The 16,170-nt window shown below is 39.1% G+C and carries 17 protein-coding genes; 6 read left to right on the top strand and 11 right to left on the bottom strand.

Annotated elements, in window-relative coordinates:
* On the top strand, positions 1 to 188 hold a 188-nt coding region (locus QNK26_RS12175; protein ID WP_319223257.1), incomplete at its 5' end, for a hypothetical protein.
* A gap of 166 nt (positions 189 to 354) precedes the next feature.
* On the opposite strand, the gene QNK26_RS12170 is transcribed toward QNK26_RS12175, so the two are convergent.
* Genes QNK26_RS12170 through QNK26_RS12160 form a run of 3 tightly spaced genes read right to left on the bottom strand, consistent with a single transcriptional unit; the run spans position 355 to position 2,873 of the window.
* Positions 355 to 804, bottom strand: a complete 450-nt coding sequence (locus QNK26_RS12170) for a DUF411 domain-containing protein (RefSeq protein ID WP_319223255.1) — start codon at positions 802 to 804, stop codon at positions 355 to 357.
* 58 nt (positions 805 to 862) lie between these two features.
* Positions 863 to 1,990, bottom strand: coding sequence for a glycosyltransferase (locus tag QNK26_RS12165; RefSeq protein WP_319223252.1), 1,128 nt, complete (start codon positions 1,988 to 1,990; stop codon positions 863 to 865).
* Positions 1,991 to 2,009: 19 nt separating this feature from the next.
* A complete protein-coding gene (locus QNK26_RS12160) occupies positions 2,010 to 2,873 on the bottom strand; it encodes a polysaccharide deacetylase family protein (protein WP_319223250.1) in 864 nt (287 codons plus the stop codon).
* 219 nt (positions 2,874 to 3,092) lie between these two features.
* On the opposite strand from QNK26_RS12160, the gene rraA reads away from it, so the two are divergent.
* Positions 3,093 to 3,578, top strand: a complete 486-nt coding sequence (gene rraA, locus QNK26_RS12155; protein WP_319223249.1) for a ribonuclease E activity regulator RraA — start codon at positions 3,093 to 3,095, stop codon at positions 3,576 to 3,578.
* Positions 3,579 to 3,628: 50 nt separating this feature from the next.
* On the opposite strand, the gene zapB is transcribed toward rraA, so the two are convergent.
* From zapB to QNK26_RS12140, 3 genes are all read right to left on the bottom strand, one after another.
* Positions 3,629 to 3,856: a cell division protein ZapB gene (zapB, locus tag QNK26_RS12150; protein WP_026006261.1), complete on the bottom strand. Its 228-nt coding sequence runs from the start codon at positions 3,854 to 3,856 to the stop codon at positions 3,629 to 3,631.
* Between the two features lie 160 nt (positions 3,857 to 4,016).
* On the bottom strand, positions 4,017 to 4,778 hold the full coding sequence (gene cysE, locus QNK26_RS12145) for a serine O-acetyltransferase (protein ID WP_413816364.1): 762 nt from the start codon (positions 4,776 to 4,778) through the stop codon (positions 4,017 to 4,019).
* A 55-nt stretch (positions 4,779 to 4,833) separates the two neighbouring features.
* Positions 4,834 to 5,724, bottom strand: coding sequence for a cation diffusion facilitator family transporter (locus QNK26_RS12140; RefSeq protein ID WP_319223247.1), 891 nt, complete (start codon positions 5,722 to 5,724; stop codon positions 4,834 to 4,836).
* A 433-nt stretch (positions 5,725 to 6,157) separates the two neighbouring features.
* Between QNK26_RS12140 and QNK26_RS12135 the strand changes: the two genes are divergently transcribed.
* Together QNK26_RS12135 and QNK26_RS12130 are read left to right on the top strand one after the other, a co-directional pair.
* Entirely contained in the window at positions 6,158 to 6,844 is a 687-nt protein-coding gene (locus tag QNK26_RS12135; protein WP_319223245.1) for a response regulator, read from the top strand.
* 106 nt (positions 6,845 to 6,950) lie between these two features.
* A complete protein-coding gene (locus tag QNK26_RS12130) occupies positions 6,951 to 8,243 on the top strand; it encodes an ATP-binding protein (protein ID WP_319223244.1) in 1,293 nt (430 codons plus the stop codon).
* A 36-nt stretch (positions 8,244 to 8,279) separates the two neighbouring features.
* Here the strand turns inward: QNK26_RS12130 and QNK26_RS12125 are convergent, their stop codons facing one another.
* Positions 8,280 to 8,516, bottom strand: a complete 237-nt coding sequence (locus QNK26_RS12125; RefSeq protein ID WP_319223243.1) for a hypothetical protein — start codon at positions 8,514 to 8,516, stop codon at positions 8,280 to 8,282.
* A 79-nt stretch (positions 8,517 to 8,595) separates the two neighbouring features.
* On the opposite strand from QNK26_RS12125, the gene trmL reads away from it, so the two are divergent.
* Entirely contained in the window at positions 8,596 to 9,060 is a 465-nt protein-coding gene (gene trmL / locus QNK26_RS12120) for a tRNA (uridine(34)/cytosine(34)/5-carboxymethylaminomethyluridine(34)-2'-O)-methyltransferase TrmL (protein WP_319223242.1), read from the top strand.
* 105 nt (positions 9,061 to 9,165) lie between these two features.
* Here the strand turns inward: trmL and fghA are convergent, their stop codons facing one another.
* The 4 genes from fghA to lexA all read right to left on the bottom strand — a co-directional run bounded on the left by fghA (position 9,166) and on the right by lexA (position 13,643).
* On the bottom strand, positions 9,166 to 10,011 hold the full coding sequence (fghA, locus tag QNK26_RS12115; RefSeq protein ID WP_319223240.1) for an S-formylglutathione hydrolase: 846 nt from the start codon (positions 10,009 to 10,011) through the stop codon (positions 9,166 to 9,168).
* Positions 10,012 to 10,073: 62 nt separating this feature from the next.
* Positions 10,074 to 11,204, bottom strand: coding sequence for an S-(hydroxymethyl)glutathione dehydrogenase/class III alcohol dehydrogenase (locus QNK26_RS12110; RefSeq protein ID WP_319223238.1), 1,131 nt, complete (start codon positions 11,202 to 11,204; stop codon positions 10,074 to 10,076).
* Between the two features lie 212 nt (positions 11,205 to 11,416).
* Complete coding sequence (locus QNK26_RS12105; protein WP_319223236.1) at positions 11,417 to 12,691, bottom strand: MATE family efflux transporter; 1,275 nt, start codon at positions 12,689 to 12,691, stop codon at positions 11,417 to 11,419.
* Between the two features lie 328 nt (positions 12,692 to 13,019).
* Positions 13,020 to 13,643 (bottom strand): transcriptional repressor LexA, encoded by a 624-nt coding sequence (gene lexA, locus QNK26_RS12100; RefSeq protein ID WP_319223234.1) that lies wholly within the window; start codon positions 13,641 to 13,643, stop codon positions 13,020 to 13,022.
* 197 nt (positions 13,644 to 13,840) lie between these two features.
* Here lexA and plsB point away from each other — a divergent pair.
* The coding region (gene plsB, locus QNK26_RS12095) for a glycerol-3-phosphate 1-O-acyltransferase PlsB (protein ID WP_319223233.1) at positions 13,841 to 16,170 on the top strand (2,330 nt) is incomplete at its 3' end.

Below are 16,170 nucleotides of genomic sequence, written 5' to 3'. Positions count from 1 at the left end.
TTCACAATTACATTGATATAATTTTTGGTCATTATATCTCTGCAAATGCTCACACAGATTGCTTGAATAAATTGTTAAAGAGCATTGACCTTGACGTCTTGCGCCGTAGTCAGGCTGCGTATTCTACGCAAACCGATTTTGAAGTCAAGCACATATTTGCACTTTATTTCAGGAAGTTTAAAAAGTAACTTTCGCTACTGATAAACACCTTTACTTAGCGGCTGCTGCCGTGTCAGTGAGGTCGCATTATAGAGAACTAAGGATTCCAAGCAAGTACTTTTTATCTTTGCTGATAAAAAAGTACCAAACAATGAAGATACGTTTCAAAACACCTCTTTATGCACAAAAAACAAGCTACTTCGTATTATATTCATTATATACGTACTGCATGCCTGCTTTATTGAAAGCAACAACTTGGTATGCATCAGTAGCACCTGGAACATCCATACCTGGTGCGCTTTGTGGCATTCCCGGCGTTGCAATGCCTTTAACTCGTTTGTTTTGACTTAACAGCTTGTTAATATCAGCAACAGGTACATGCCCTTCGACAATATAACCACCAACGAGCGCAGTGTGACAAGAACGTAGATTATGAGGGACCCCATACTGATTTTTTACATCCGTCATATATTCATTGTTAATAACGGTTAACTTAAAGCCAGCATCTTCCATTTGCTCAGCCCATTCTGTACAGCAACCACAGTACTGAGATTTATATACCGTCATATCTTCAGCTAGCGCAACACTACTGATTAAACTACAAGTGATTAATGCAGGTTTTAATAGCTTCGTAAAATGAGTCATTATCGTCCCCTTAATAGAAATAACACGATGGTAAACATTCCAGTACAGGTAAGGTCAATTATTTTGAGCCAGTAGCGAGTGTTAGCATACTTTGGTACCCATCTAAATATTGCCGACTCATATGAATATAATTAAATTCATGCATGACACGATCATAGGAAAAGCTAGTTTTAATTTGGTTTTGATTTTGGATCAGACTTTTTGAAATTGCAATTTGCAGTGCTAATGGATCTTTAGGTGGCACAATCCAGCCTCCACGACCATATCCAAGCATATGAGGCATACCACCGACACTAGTAACTACACAAGGAATTCTCGCCTGCATCGCTTCAAGTAGAGCGATGGGGGTCCCCTCTGTAATAGAAGGCATTACAAAAACATTAAAGTGGTTAAAATAACTCAATAGTGATTCTACAAAACCGAACAATAGAACATGTTCAGTTAAGTCCAACTGTGTTATTTGGTCTCGTAATCGATGCTCTTCACTTCCTGCACCAAATATAACGAGTACAGTCTTTGGATCATTTTCAATCAACTTAGGTAACGCATCAATAAGCGTATCGAAACTTTTTTCAGCAGCAAGGCGGCCGACTGCCATTAATCGAGTGGTTTTATTGTGAAGAAAAGTTATTAAGCGTTCTTCAACCGTACATATAGGCATATAGCCACCAATACCATTCTCAATCACCGTATATTGGTTTGATTCTAACTCCTGAATACTTGGTAGGCTTGTCATGTGCTGGCTAACAAGAAAAATTCGATTTAACTGCTTTAATGAGTACTTATCTAGATATTGATAAAATGCCATTTTGCTAAACTTAGGTGCAGAAACATAACCATGGACAGTGCAACAAAAACATTTAAAACGGTTTCCTTTCAACATTAAGCCAAACAGTATATTAAATTTATAGCCGTGAGAATGCACAACATCAAAATTGTTTTTTTCTGCAAAATATTTTATATAACGGCTAATACAAAAAGATTCGAGTTTATTTACCCGAATAGACTTTACTGCGATGCCGTGTTGACGACAAATAATTTCGAACTCTTTTTCTTCCTGCCCCTTATAACCAAAACTAAGTAAAGCAACGTCATGATCTAATACCTTTAAACCTAACATTAATTCAATTAAGACTCTTTCAGCACCATAAAAACCACCACTTTCTATTACATGTAAAATTTTCATTACCATAATATCCTTATCATTAACTTACACTGCGCCCTTTCCTTTTTTTAATACTGTTTAACTGTAATACTTTATGCAAATGTATGGCGCTGACGGTTTGCCAGTCATACTCAGAAAATAGTTGATGTAGTATGAGCGGGGTTTCACGGGTACGGTAACTGTGTAACCATTTTTTAAATAAGCTATCAGCTCGAATATTAGGTTGCTGATTATCCATAACCCAAGTTGAGATACTGCCGAGAACCGGTGTTTTAGTCTCTTCTATAAAACATTTAACGAGCTTACGACTTGATTCATATTTCCGTAAACGAATACTGTTGGTATTAATAATGTCATATTGCTTATTTAGCACTTTATGGGTTGATACATTTAAGTATTGAAAATTATCGACAATGGAGTCCAATCCACCATCAGACTTGCTCACCTTATTTGAATGATTAGCACTGCTATATTCATAACCGGCCAACATTAACTCATCTACTAGCCATTCCGATGTCGAGCAGTACAATTTTGGTTCGCTCCGATAACCAACGACATTACAACCAATTATGTGTGATAACTGCGCTTTATAGCGGTTTAAGTCTTCAATGATTTTACGCTGATTAAAATACTGTGGATCAGATTGGTTATAGTGCCGATATGCGAGTTCATGTCCCTGCTCCGCTATTTTCTTTAACATCAATGGGAAATGGTTAATCGTCCACCCGTAAATAAAAAATGTAGCCGTTACATGATGGTCACTTAATAACAATAAAATTTTATCTACCGCATATTCAATTCGGGGAGAAAGCAATCCCCAATCGCTTTCTTTGATGCTGTGTTGAAAAGCGGGGGCTTGAAAATAATCTTCCACGTTGATAGTGAGTGCATTAATCATTGTCATAACAACCCCTCTGTGATGGTCTATTCTACTATCATAAAGAATAGACCATCACATTAAACTATCAGAAATTAGCCTGATATTTACGAAATATCAGCATTTATGTTTATACGACAAGCTAAATTTAAATTTATCTAATGATAATAAAGGCTTAATTTATATGCTAACAGTGCTATGATTTATTGCTAATGACCTAACTTTCTTTATTAAAAGGTGCTGCTCATGGAATACAATACTTCTGAACTATGCGATATATACACTGATATGATTGATGTTGTGGAACCGATGTTTATGAACTTTGGTGGTAAGTCATCGTTCGGTGGAAAAATTACCACAATCAAATGTTTTGAAAGCTTAGGTTTGATCGCTGAAACAGTGCAACAACCAGGCTTAGGTAAGGTATTACTTATTGATGGTGGTGGTTCGCTAAGAAGGGCATTAATTGATTCTGATATTGCGCAAATGGCATTTGAGAACGAATGGGAAGGCATTATTGTTTACGGTAGTATTAGAGAGGTTGATCAGTTAGATGACATTAATATCGGTATTCAGAGTCTTGCTTCAATACCTGTTGGTGCCGATGATAATCGCACAGGTGAAGTTGATGTAGCGGTTAATTTTGGTGGGGTGACATTCCTACCTGACGATCATGTCTATGCTGACAGCACGGGAATTATATTATCCGCCGATGCGCTTGATATCGAATAAAGACATAGATACAGAGGTATATGTTTTTTCAACCATACCTCTGAATCAAATTATGCTTCTTCTTCTAGCTCTTCTAACTCTTGAACTTCATCCATTCTGCCTAACAAAGAACGTAAACGATCTTGCCATACATCTTGTTGACCTTTAAGTTCAGAATTATTGGCTAATAGTTGGTTGTTTTCTTCTTTTAGCTCTTCTAATTCCATTTGTAAAAGGGAAATGGTATCAACCGCTGTTTGTACTTTACTTTCTAATTTATCTAATACGTCAAAATTCATTTTGTCACCCATAATTTAAGAATTCAATATTGTGCTGAGAGGGCTTATCCCTTAGCTAGAAGAATACAACGCTAGTCAACCGACAACAAGTCTTATTAGTTAATTTATGATGCGCCCATGCAGAATTTAGTTTTTGTTTGTGAGCGCTGACATTTATACATCAAATTGTTTGATTCATCGCTAATGAAGGCATCTCTGAATCAGGTCTACCAACAACTTTCGCGGGAACCCCCGCAACGGTAGTATGTTCGGGGACAGGGTCGATAACGACACTACCAGCACCAACTTTAGCCCCTCGACCGACTTCAATATTACCAAGCACTTTGGCGCCAGCACCAATCATCACACCAGCTCTAATTTTGGGATGGCGATCACCGCTTTCTTTACCAGTACCACCGAGTGTCACACTTTGTAAAATGGAAACATCATCTTCGACAATTGCCGTTTCACCAATAACAATACCGGTCGCATGATCGAGCATAATACCTCGGCCAATTCTCGCCGCAGGGTGAATGTCGACTGCAAATACCACTGATATTTGGTTTTGCAAATAAATCGCTAATGCTTCGCGCTTTTGATTCCACAACCAATTGGCGATTCGATAAGACTGTAATGCGAGAAAACCTTTTAGATATAATAATGGTGTCGAGAAATATTTAACCGCTGGATCTCGTTCTTGTACCGCGCATAAATCAGCGGCTACTGAATGCAAAATAGTCGGGTCTGCTTTTAGCGCTTCTTCAATCACTTCGCGTAATAAAATCGCAGGCATTGTTGCGCTACCGAGTTTATTTGCTAATTGGAAACTTAATGAGCATTTCAGACTATCATGATTGAGTATGGTTGAATGGAAGAAGCTAGCGAGCATAGGTTCCTGTTCAACCAATACTTTAGCTTCATCTCTAATTCTAAGCCAAGACATTGAAAGTTTATCTTCCATGTTAATTCCTTTACAACTTTTAGAAGTCACGTTTATATTAATCATTTTTCGTCTTTACAATTGAAATTGGGTCTTGGTGAATAAGCACTTCCGTATTCGCAAATTCACGGAGTAAATTAGTTTCTACATTATCAGCAATAGCATGCGATTGAAATAAAGTCAGGTGGTCATCAAGTTCAATATGTAATTGAATAAAACGCATATAGCCTGATTGTCGAGTCCGTAACTCATGCAGTCCGAGTACATTTTCCGTATTCGCAACAATAGTCGTTATTTTAGCAATGTCATCAGCGGGTAGTTCATGATCCAACAAGGTCTGAATTGACTCCATACCGATCTCATACGCGCTATATAATATGTAGCAGGATATCAAGATTGTCGCTAATCCATCAACCCAATAAAAACCATACGCCGATAAACTAAGGGCAATAAGCACTGCAGCATTAAGCCATAAATCAGATTTATAATGGAGTGAATCAGCTCTAATTGCCACACTATTGGTTTTCGCTACCACGTATGTTTGATAACGAATTAATATAAACGTTATCAACAATGCAAAAATAGAGACGGCGATACCTAACTCTGAACGAACAATAGGTTGCGGATCTAATAGCGCGCTAACACCATGTAACATCAATAAAATAGATGAACCAACAATAAATGCCGCTTGTACTAATCCAGCTAAAGATTCCGCTTTACCATGCCCAAACCGATGCGCCTCATCAGCAGGTTCTAGCGCATATTTAATCGCGAATAAATTAATAATGGATGCACCAATATCTAAAAAAGAATCCGTCAGGGATGCCAGTATCGATGATGAACCAGTGGCAAACCACACAAATAATTTACTGCATAATAAGATCATCGCAGTGGCGACCGACGCATAACTCGCGCGCTTGACTAATTTTTCATGTTCAGAATTTATCACAAGTTTACCTTTTACATTATCTTGCGTTTATTATAAACGCGGGCAATAGAAAAACAACGTGAAGTTATTTATCTTATAAAACGGTAAATCAAAAAAACAGACTAAATAAAAACATTCAGGGGCTTCTTTAGGGGAGTAAGGGCATATAGTGATAAATAAGTCTTTTATACTAGCTCGTTAATCTAAAAAAAGAGTAATAAATACTGTCTAATTAACTCATTTATCATAAATAAAGCCATAACGTAGCTCAGCACAATTTGCGATTTTTTAATTGAAAAGGGCATTGTTTATTACCTCATCTTAGTTAAACTGACTAGGCTCACCAATTCTTTGCTGTGCCGAAACAAAAATGTAAAACAAGGTAAATCTTCGAATTATTTACTGCTTAACCCAGTATCCTAATATCACAAGAACAATTAACAGAGTACCTAATATGACTAAATTATTATTAATTGATGACGATAAAGAGCTAGCTGAATTACTCGCCGAGTTTTTGAGCCTCGAAGATTTCGACGTCGATATGGTACATGATGGTGAAGCTGGTTTAGCAGCAATCAGAAGTAATCAATATGATATGGTGCTTTTAGATGTCATGATGCCAAAGCTAAACGGCTTTGAGGTATTAAAAAAACTTCGAATTGATAACAGCACGCCAGTCTTAATGTTGACCGCTAAAGGCGATGAAATCGATCGTGTGCTTGGCTTGGAGATGGGTGCTGATGATTATTTACCAAAACCATTTAGTGATCGTGAACTATTAGCACGCATTAAAGCCGTACTACGTCGAATAGAACCCGTAACAACAACCAAAAATACCGAATTATTAACCCATTTAGATATAGACATAAATAGCCGTACACAAGAAGCATGGTGTCAAAGCCAACTGCTTGATTTAACCAGTACCGAGTTGATGTTATTGGAAGCACTGATCTCTTCACCTGGCATTATTTTAACTAAAGCTGATTTAAGTGAGCAAGTTTTGGGTAAAAAATTAACGCCGTTCGATCGCAGTATTGACATGCATTTGAGTAATTTACGTAAAAAACTACCCGAAAGAACAGATGACAAAATGCGTATTCGTACATTACGTGGCCGTGGTTATATGTGGCTAGATACATAATACCCCCTCTCACGCTTTTTTATTACTCTTGAAATAAGGTTGTTCACACGTGCTTAGTAGCAAATTAAATCATCTCTTCGTAAAAATTTTTGTCTGGTTTTGGTGCATGCTACTACTCGTGGTTGCGGTGGTCATTGCGCTGCCAACACTCGATAGTCGAGTAATGAAACAGCTCGACCCACGCTCTGTCAGTATTTTAAATAGTATTGCCCATAATATTGCCATTTCCGCAGAGCGCTATCCTAATGTGCCACTACAGGTATTAATCACCCCTAAAGAAGCACAGACTAAAAATTTCTATTTAGTGAGTACCAATGGCGATATCATTGCAAGCACAAAAGCCTCTAAAGCGATTCGCCGTTTTATTTTACAAAGTGAAGAGTCACTAGTACCAAAAGTGAAGCAATACAAAAATTGGTTAATGACTGGCCCAATTTCAGTGGTGTTACGCGGTGAACAATTCCAGTTGTATGCGGCCCAACAATTACCTGCCGAGCATAACATTTGGTTAATTAACGTATTAGATAGACCATTCTTACTACTCTTTATCACGATGCTGGTCAGTATGCCACTATGTGCATTACTCGCATGGCATATTTCTAACCCGTTACAAAAACTGAAAAAAACCGCATCAGATATCACCGATGGAAATTTAGATGCCGTGGTACCTGCGACACAAAGACAAGACGAAATAGGCGAATTAGCACGAAGTTTACGTACCATGATGCTCTCTATTCGTGAACATATCTCACTCCAGCATCGTCTGCTAAGCGATATATCCCATGAGTTAAGATCTCCGTTAACGCGGTTAAAAATGTCAGTGGCATTATCTAAACGACACTACGGAGAAACAAAAGAAATTACGCGCATTGACAATGAATCCGAACGCCTAGAAGAAATGATTGCAGCGCTGTTAAATTTATCTAAAATGCAATTAAACGCCACCACCAAAGAATCGTTTAATCTTGATTCGTTATTACAACCCATTTGTGATGATGCAATCTTCGAAGCCGAACAGCTAGAGAAACGTTTTAGTCATCAAGTCATTCCTGATTTGGATATTAAAGGCTTCCCAGCTCTCTTTGGTAGTGCGGTTGAAAACGTCATCCGTAATGCATTACGTTATGCTGCCAATCAGGTTGACTTAGCCTTTGTAAGTGATTCAGATAAAATCACCTTGATAATCACAGATGATGGGCCCGGTGTTCCCGAAGATGAGATTGAACAAATATTTAAACCTTTCTATCGTGTATCACAAGCGCGTGACCGAGAGTCAGGAGGAGCAGGTCTTGGGTTAGCTATTACCGAAAATGCGATCAGGCAGCATCACGGCAAAATAGTGGCAAGTAATAGAGACACTCGCGGTTTGCAAATATCTATCACTATACCAATCTGTTAATCATAGCGTTAATGGCCAAATACAGAAGAGAAGTTCTTATAATTTCTCTTCTGTCATTTTATCAGTGACAACCTGTGGACGTAATGGATCTTTGGTATCTAACTCTGGAAACATCTTTTCTATTTGTCGACGCTGTTCCACCCGTGCTTTTTTCTGCTCATATATTTCTGTATCAAGATTTTCAAAAAACATATTAATCAAGATATTTAAGCTAAAAGGTATCGCGCTTAATATAATTAAGCCTGTCACGATCAAAGTACTACGCTTTTTCATCACTTTTACCATTAGGTTGTTAAATTTGCTATTCTACCCAAAGTACCAACGTTATATAACCCTGAACTGAGACTTTATTATGTTACAAGTAGCACTATTTGAACCTGAGATCCCACCAAATACAGGTAATATTATTCGCCTTTGTGCCAACTCTGGTTTCAAATTACATTTAATTGAACCGCTTGGTTTTGAATGGGATGATAAAAGGGTAAAACGTGCGGGGCTAGACTATCATGAATTTGCCGATGTAAAACGTCACGCTAACTATCAAGCATTTCTTGATTGTGTTGGCGATGCACGTATTTTTGCATGCACAACCAAAGGTACTAAATACCATCATGAAGCTGAATACCAGGCCGGTGATGTATTATTATTTGGCCCTGAAACACGTGGCCTGCCGCCAGAAGTGCTCGATACACTGCCACAAGAGCAGAAAGTAAGAATACCTATGCTACCAGAAAGTCGTAGCATGAATTTATCGAATGCCGTGTCAGTATTTATTTATGAAAGCTGGCGTCAACTGGACTTTGCAGGTTCAAAGTAAGATTTAAAAGCAGTTTAAAAACCTGTATTCAAATATAAAAAAGGGTGATAGAACTATGTCTACCACCCTTTTCACTGTCTTATTTAGACCAATGATTTAGCATCGTTATTTAGCTAAATTAGCCGCATGAAAACGCATATGTTTTTCGATAAAAGTGGCGATAAAATAGTAACTATGATCATAACCATCATGCATTTCTAGCGTGAGAGGATAACCTTTCTTTTCAGCTGCTGCTGTTAACATATTCGGTTTAAGTTGCTCATCTAAAAATGAATCATCTTTCCCTTGTTCAACCATTGCTGGTACAAACGTGTCAGCTTTAGCCATGAGTAGACTCGCATCGTATGCTTGCCACGTTGCTTTATCTTTACCTAAATAATTTTGCAGCGCTTTTTGTCCCCAAGGGCAATTGATCGGATTACTAATCGGGCTAAACGCCGTTACTGAACGATAACGCTCAGGATTACGTAATGCCATCACTAATGCACCATGACCACCCATAGAGTGTCCACTGATCACACGCTCTTGTGTAACAGGAAAGTTAGCTTCAATTAGTGCAGGTAATTCATTCACTACATAGTCATACATTTGATAATGGGTGTTCCACGGCGCTTGTGTTGCATTTACATAGAATCCAGCACCAAGACCAAAGTCATACGCCTGATCTGCATCATCAGGTACACCGTCACCACGCGGACTAGTATCAGGTGCCACGATAGCAATACCCAATTCTGCAGCAATACGCTGAGCACCGGCTTTTTGCATAAAGTTCTCATCAGTGCATGTCAGGCCAGACAACCAATACATCACAGGTACTTTACGCATATTTGATGCTTGCGGTGGTAAATACACAGCAAAACGCATCTGACAGTTTAGTACACTCGACGCATGATTATATTGATGCTGCCAACCGCCAAACATTTTATTACTACTAACAACTTCTATAGACATGACAAACCTTTACTAGTCATTCCGTTACTTTATGAAAGGTAAAGTAACGGCATATATTTTAATTACTTATCGAAATGGATAACAGTACGGATACTTTCACCACGGTGCATCAGATCAAATGATTCATTGATATCTTCAAGCGCCATAGTGTGAGTAATAAAGTCACTTAATGCGAATTCACCTTTTAGGTAACGTTCAACGTAATCAGGTAGCTCTGTACGGCCTTTAACACCACCGAATGCACTGCCACGCCATACACGGCCTGTCACGAGTTGGAATGGACGAGTAGAGATCTCTTGACCTGCACCAGCAACACCAATTACAACTGATTCACCCCAACCTTTATGACAACATTCTAATGCTGAACGCATTAAGTTAACGTTACCAATACATTCGAATGAGTAATCGACACCACCGTCCGTTAATTCTACGATAACGTCTTGAATTGGCTTGTCGTAGTCTTTCGGGTTAATGAAATCTGTTGCGCCTAGTTTTTTCGCTAGTTCAAATTTGCTTTCATTAATGTCGATTGCAATGATACGACTCGCTTTAGCCATAGTCGCGCCGATAACCGCAGAAAGACCAATACCGCCTAGACCGAAGATAGCAACAGTTGCGCCTTCTTCAACTTTAGCGGTATTCATTACAGCCCCCATACCCGTTGTGACACCACAACCAAGTAGACATACTTCTTCAAGCGGGGCTTCTTTATTTACTTTTGCTAACGAGATCTCTGGCAATACCGTGTATTCAGAGAACGTTGAACAACCCATGTAATGGAAGATTGGCTGACCGTCTTTGTAGAAACGTGTAGTGCCATCTGGCATTAGGCCTTGACCTTGCGTTTCACGGATCTGTTGGCACAGGTTCGTTTTACCAGACTTACAGAATTTACACTCTCCACATTCTGGTGTGTATAAAGGAATAACATGATCGCCAACTTGAACACTGGTAACGCCTTCACCGATTTGCTCAACGATACCGCCACCTTCGTGACCAAGAATGACAGGGAAGATGCCTTCTGGATCATCACCCGATAATGTGAAAGCATCGGTATGACATACGCCAGAAGCAATAACCTTAACCAACACTTCACCTTTTCTTGGTAACATTACATCCACTTCTTCAACAGATAGTGGTTGGTTTGGACCCCAAGCAATAGCTGCTTTGGATTTAATAAATTTGTCAGTCATGTTCATCTCCAGTGGGATAAAATTAATATCATTGGTAATACTAATCTCTGTATTTCGACTAGTCATACTGTATGGCGCTCATTATATTAAATTACTCTGTAATGATAATACCCTTGAAACACAAATTACTTTTACTCAGGTGTAACAATGAAAGTGAAAAGAATAAATTATCAGTAATAACTAAATCTTTTCAGTATAGTCGACTCATGTTGTTACGCGTTTCGCTCTTGCAAGGAAGGCCATAACAACCAAGCAAGCGATAAACCACGAGCGAGCATAAACGTATTCATCGCTAGCCATAAAGCATGGTTACCCAATCCACTACTAAGGACATAGGTAGGGAGGAATATGCAAATAACACAAAACAACATGCTATTACGCATATCTTTTGCTCTTGTCGCACCAATAAATACCCCATCAAATACAAAACACCACACAGCAGTAAATGGTAATAACACTAACCAAGGTAAGAACTCAACGGCAATAATATGCACACCCTCAATATCCGTGATCATTCTCACCATCCCTTCGCCGAATATAAAGAAAGCCGCTGAAAAAAATAAAGAAAAAATACCCGCCCAAATCAATGATGCAAAGATAGATTGGCGATAAGCAATCGTATTTTTCGCTCCAATCGCTTTACCCACCATGGCTTCAACCGCATAAGCTAACCCGTCTAATGCAAAAGAGATAAACATCAAGAAGTTGAGTAATACTGCATTTGCAGCAATATATTCATCACCGAGACTCGCGCCTTTAAAAGTCATAAAAGCAAATGTTAGTTGTAAACACAATGAACGAATGAAAATATCGCGGTTTAATGAAAGTAACCCCAATAACTTACTCGATTCAAATAAGCGTTGAGTAATCTCAGCTTTGCTGGGTAATGAAAACTGACCAAGTTGTTTTAATACTAATAACAGACCAAATAGCAACGCCGCATATTCAGCAATAACGGATGCAGCAGCAGCGCCCTCGACTCCCCACTCGAAATACACCACGAACAAAATGTCTAAAACAATATTAAACACATTGGCGATAATCAGTAACAACATCGGTGCTTTCATATTTTGCAAACCAATCAACCAGCCCAATATCGCAAAATTGAATAACGCAGCTGGGATCCCCCACATGCGTATCGATAAGTAAGCTTGGGCATTTTGTTGCACATTTTCACTGGCATCCGTCAGCATAAAGGCCAAATCAACAATATAGTTTTTACCGAGCAACAATAAAAAAGACAAACCTAAGGCGATTAACATAGCATGCGCGAGCGTCATCAGTATAACGCCACTATCTTGCTTACCGAACGCCTGCGCGGTCAGTCCAGTGGTCGACATACGCAAAAAATTACACATAGAAACAATGAACATAACCACCGCAGATCCAAGCGCAACACCGCCGAGGTACCAAGCTTGATCAAGATGGCCGATCACTATGCTATCGACTAAACCTAATAGTGGAATACTGATGTTTGATAAGATCATTGGCAAAGCCAAGGCAATTATATTTCGATGCACAGAGGTAGGAATGGATAACCACATAGACGAGTTCAACTTTATAAGGGAAAGCAAAAGATGCCAGAGTCTATCTAACTTCAATTATTAAACAAAGTATTAGCCACTATTAATCAAAGCAATTCAATTTCGCCTTATCCATCGAGGTCGTAGTAATTGGGTTATTTTGTACGGTAGCAATTAGTTCTTGTGGATTTGAAATGATGTTCTACGAGTGAAGGGAACAAGAAGATAGATAGTCAATAATGGGATCATTAACTATCTACCCTCAACACAGTCGGGGGGAGAGAGAAAGTAATTACATCCAATCAGTATTACGAATAATACCCACCGCGACACCTTCAATATCAAAGCTTTGGAAATTTAAATCAACACGTATTGTGCTCATTTCATCATTTTCAGGATGCAGTAGAATTTCACAACCTTGCTGCTCAAAACGCTTAACGGTGACTTCATCGTCAACACGTGCAACCACAACTTGGCCTTTACTGATGTTTTTGGTTTTATGTACCGCTAACAGATCACCATCCATAATACCAATATTACGCATACTCTCACCACGAACACGTAATAAAAAATCAGCATTTGGGGTGAACATAGACGGGTCTACAGCATAATGCGCTTCAATATGTTCTTGCGCTAAAATAGGCTCACCAGCTGCCACTTGGCCAATTAAAGGTAAACCGCTATCATTGCTGGCTTCTTCTGCATCAACCAACAAACGAATACCACGTGACGTGCCTGCTAAAATTTCAATATGGCCTTTTCGCGCTAATGCTTTTAAATGTTCTTCGGCGGCATTCGGAGAACGAAAACCAAGTTCCTTCGCGATTTCAGCTCGGGTTGGTGGCATACCGGTATTTTTAATATGTTGCTTAACTAATTCAAGTACTTCTGCTTGTCTTTGTGTCAATGCTTTCATCATGAGCCCTAACTGGTTTTATATACAGTTTCTTGTAATTATATACAGTAATATCAAGTTTGCAATATAAGCGGTGGGGATATCAGAATAATAATGAATTAATCGTTTGCAGGCGCTTAAACACAGATTTATAGCCACGCTTCTGATATTATTGGAGTAAGCACTCTTGCAATTTAAACAACAGAATGACAACACTTATGCAACAAAAACCATCAATGTTAAGTCGAAGTTTCGTTAATGGCTTAGTTAAATCTCAGTACGTTCCAGATAATCCCGTTGATGCGCTAAAGTTAGATTTAACGCGCCCGATTGTTTATGCTTTAAAAACTAAATCAATGACGGATTTCATCGCATTGCAACGCGCCTGTAAAGAACTCGGCTTACCAGATCCACTGACACCAATAAAAGTGAATGGGGTAATCATTCCCAGTTACGTTTGCTTAGATAATCCGGCGCCACTGTTTGGCAAAGCAAGAGATAGCGATGTATTTTTTGAAGAGTTTCAACAGCTATTGCGTTTACATAAAGATGATAAATCGCTTGATATTCAGTTAATGCCCGTAGCCCTATTTTGGGGCCGTGCACCAGGCAAAGAAGGTCAAGTACCGCTACTGTCATTAGCGAACAGCATCTCGCCAAGTCGTTTACGTAAAACATTGATTGTTGGTCTTAACCGCAAAGACAACTTAGTGCGTTTTAATAAACCAGTATCACTGCGCTTTATGGCCGATCAGCACGGCAGCGACGAAAAACTTGCACAAAAATTAATTCGTGTTGCCAAGATCCATTTCAGCCGTCAAAAGTTAGCGGCATCCGGTCCTAAATTGCCGAATCGCTATCAACTGTTTGAACTACTATTACGTAATCCAGAAGTTAAAAAAGCCATTCAAGTGGAAATCGCTGAACAGAATATTTCAGTGCAAAAAGCAGAAAAACGCGCCAACGATTATATCGATGAAATTGCCAGTGACTTTTCGTACAAACTGGTAAAAAACACCAGTAATTTCATGTCTTGGTTATGGAATAAGATCTACAGTGGTATCAAGGTCAATAACGCAGAACAAGTGCGAAAACTGGCTGCCGATGGTCATGAGATCGTATTCATGCCTTGCCACCGAAGTCATATGGATTATTTACTTATTTCGTATGTGATTTATAACGAAGGTTTGATCCCGCCGCACATTGCCGCCGGTATTAACCTCAACTTCTTCCCTGCAGGACCAATGTTCCGTCGTGGTGGCGCTTTCTTCTTACGTCGTACATTTAAAGGTAACAAGCTTTACGCTACCATCTTTAGAGAGTACCTCAGCTTATTATTCTCTAAAGGTTATTCGGTTGAATTCTTTACCGAAGGTGGCCGCAGCCGTACCGGTCGGTTATTACCGCCCAAAACGGGGATGCTCAACATGACCTTACAAGCGATGTTAAGAGACCAGAGCCGACCAATCACCTTGGTTCCGGTATACTTAGGTTACGATCACGTAATGGAAGTCAGCACCTATGTAAAAGAATTATCCGGTGCCAATAAGAAAAAAGAAAGCGTATTCCAAGTATTTGGTATCGCTAAAAAACTTAGAAATTACGGACAAGCATTTGTTAATTTTGGTGAGCCTATCAATCTTAACCAATATTTGAATAAACACGTTGAAAACTGGCGTGATGACATGAATATGCCAGTTGAAGAGCAGCCACAATGGTTAAACCAAACCACTCGAGATCTTGCCAACCAAGTAATGGTAAATATCAATAGCGCGGCCGCGGTAAATTCATTAACGATTTGTGCATTAATTTTACACGCAGCGCCACACAAGGCATTAAGCCGAGAGATTTTAGTTAAGCAAATTGATAGTTACTTAAAATTACTGCGTAACAACCCGTATAGTAAGTTCAGCACTTTGCCTGAAAACAGCGCAGAAGAAATTCTGGACCAAGCCATCGCACTGAAAAAATTCACCGTACGTGAAGATAGCTTAGGACAAATGCTATCGATGTCATACGAACAAGCCGTGTTATTAACTTTCTACCGTAATAATATTTTACACCTGTTTGCGCTACCGTCATTGATTGCCGCTATCGTGACAGAAAAACCACAGACAAATGTAGCAGACATTAACGCCAAAGTTCGTCAGCTTTATCCGTTAATTCAAGCCGAATTGTTCTTGAAATACTCAGAAGATGAATTGAGTGATTGCATCACGACTACATTAACAGAAATGCAAGAACAGGGACTCGTGAGCAATAACAATGAGCTGATAACGCCGATTAATGAGCGTCTAATGTCATTGAAATTGCTCGCTGCCAATATTCAAGAAACGTTGCAACGTTATGCCATTGTACTTACCGTATTAGAGCATGACCAAGTGATTGAAAGAACCAAACTTGAAGACCGTAGCCAGCTGATTGCCGAGCGTCTATCATCATTGAATGGGGTAAGTGCACCAGAGTTTTTTGATAAGAAAGTATTCGCGATATTTATTAATAAATTACAAGAATTACACTACTTATCTGATGCTGGCACAGCAAGAGC

This window comes from Moritella sp. (genome assembly GCF_033791185.1).
Taxonomy (GTDB): Bacteria; Pseudomonadota; Gammaproteobacteria; order Enterobacterales; family Moritellaceae; genus Moritella.
This window is presented reverse-complemented; position numbering and strand designations above follow the sequence as displayed.

Excerpts from the sequence above, each read along its gene's own strand:
- trmL (WP_319223242.1), top strand. The coding sequence starts at position 8,596 with ATGTTACAAGTAGCACTATTTGAACCTGAGATCCCACCAAATACAGGT.
- QNK26_RS12160 (WP_319223250.1), bottom strand. The coding sequence starts at position 2,873 with ATGACAATGATTAATGCACTCACTATCAACGTGGAAGATTATTTTCAA.
- QNK26_RS12135 (WP_319223245.1), top strand. The coding sequence starts at position 6,158 with ATGACTAAATTATTATTAATTGATGACGATAAAGAGCTAGCTGAATTA.
- cysE (WP_413816364.1), bottom strand. The coding sequence starts at position 4,778 with ATGTCTTGGCTTAGAATTAGAGATGAAGCTAAAGTATTGGTTGAACAG.
- lexA (WP_319223234.1), bottom strand. The coding sequence starts at position 13,643 with ATGAAAGCATTGACACAAAGACAAGCAGAAGTACTTGAATTAGTTAAG.
- QNK26_RS12110 (WP_319223238.1), bottom strand. The coding sequence starts at position 11,204 with ATGACTGACAAATTTATTAAATCCAAAGCAGCTATTGCTTGGGGTCCA.
- zapB (WP_026006261.1), bottom strand. The coding sequence starts at position 3,856 with ATGAATTTTGACGTATTAGATAAATTAGAAAGTAAAGTACAAACAGCG.
- QNK26_RS12105 (WP_319223236.1), bottom strand. The coding sequence starts at position 12,691 with ATGATCTTATCAAACATCAGTATTCCACTATTAGGTTTAGTCGATAGC.
- QNK26_RS12170 (WP_319223255.1), bottom strand. The coding sequence starts at position 804 with ATGACTCATTTTACGAAGCTATTAAAACCTGCATTAATCACTTGTAGT.
- QNK26_RS12125 (WP_319223243.1), bottom strand. The coding sequence starts at position 8,516 with ATGAAAAAGCGTAGTACTTTGATCGTGACAGGCTTAATTATATTAAGC.
- QNK26_RS12130 (WP_319223244.1), top strand. The coding sequence starts at position 6,951 with ATGCTACTACTCGTGGTTGCGGTGGTCATTGCGCTGCCAACACTCGAT.
- rraA (WP_319223249.1), top strand. The coding sequence starts at position 3,093 with ATGGAATACAATACTTCTGAACTATGCGATATATACACTGATATGATT.
- fghA (WP_319223240.1), bottom strand. The coding sequence starts at position 10,011 with ATGTCTATAGAAGTTGTTAGTAGTAATAAAATGTTTGGCGGTTGGCAG.
- QNK26_RS12165 (WP_319223252.1), bottom strand. The coding sequence starts at position 1,990 with ATGAAAATTTTACATGTAATAGAAAGTGGTGGTTTTTATGGTGCTGAA.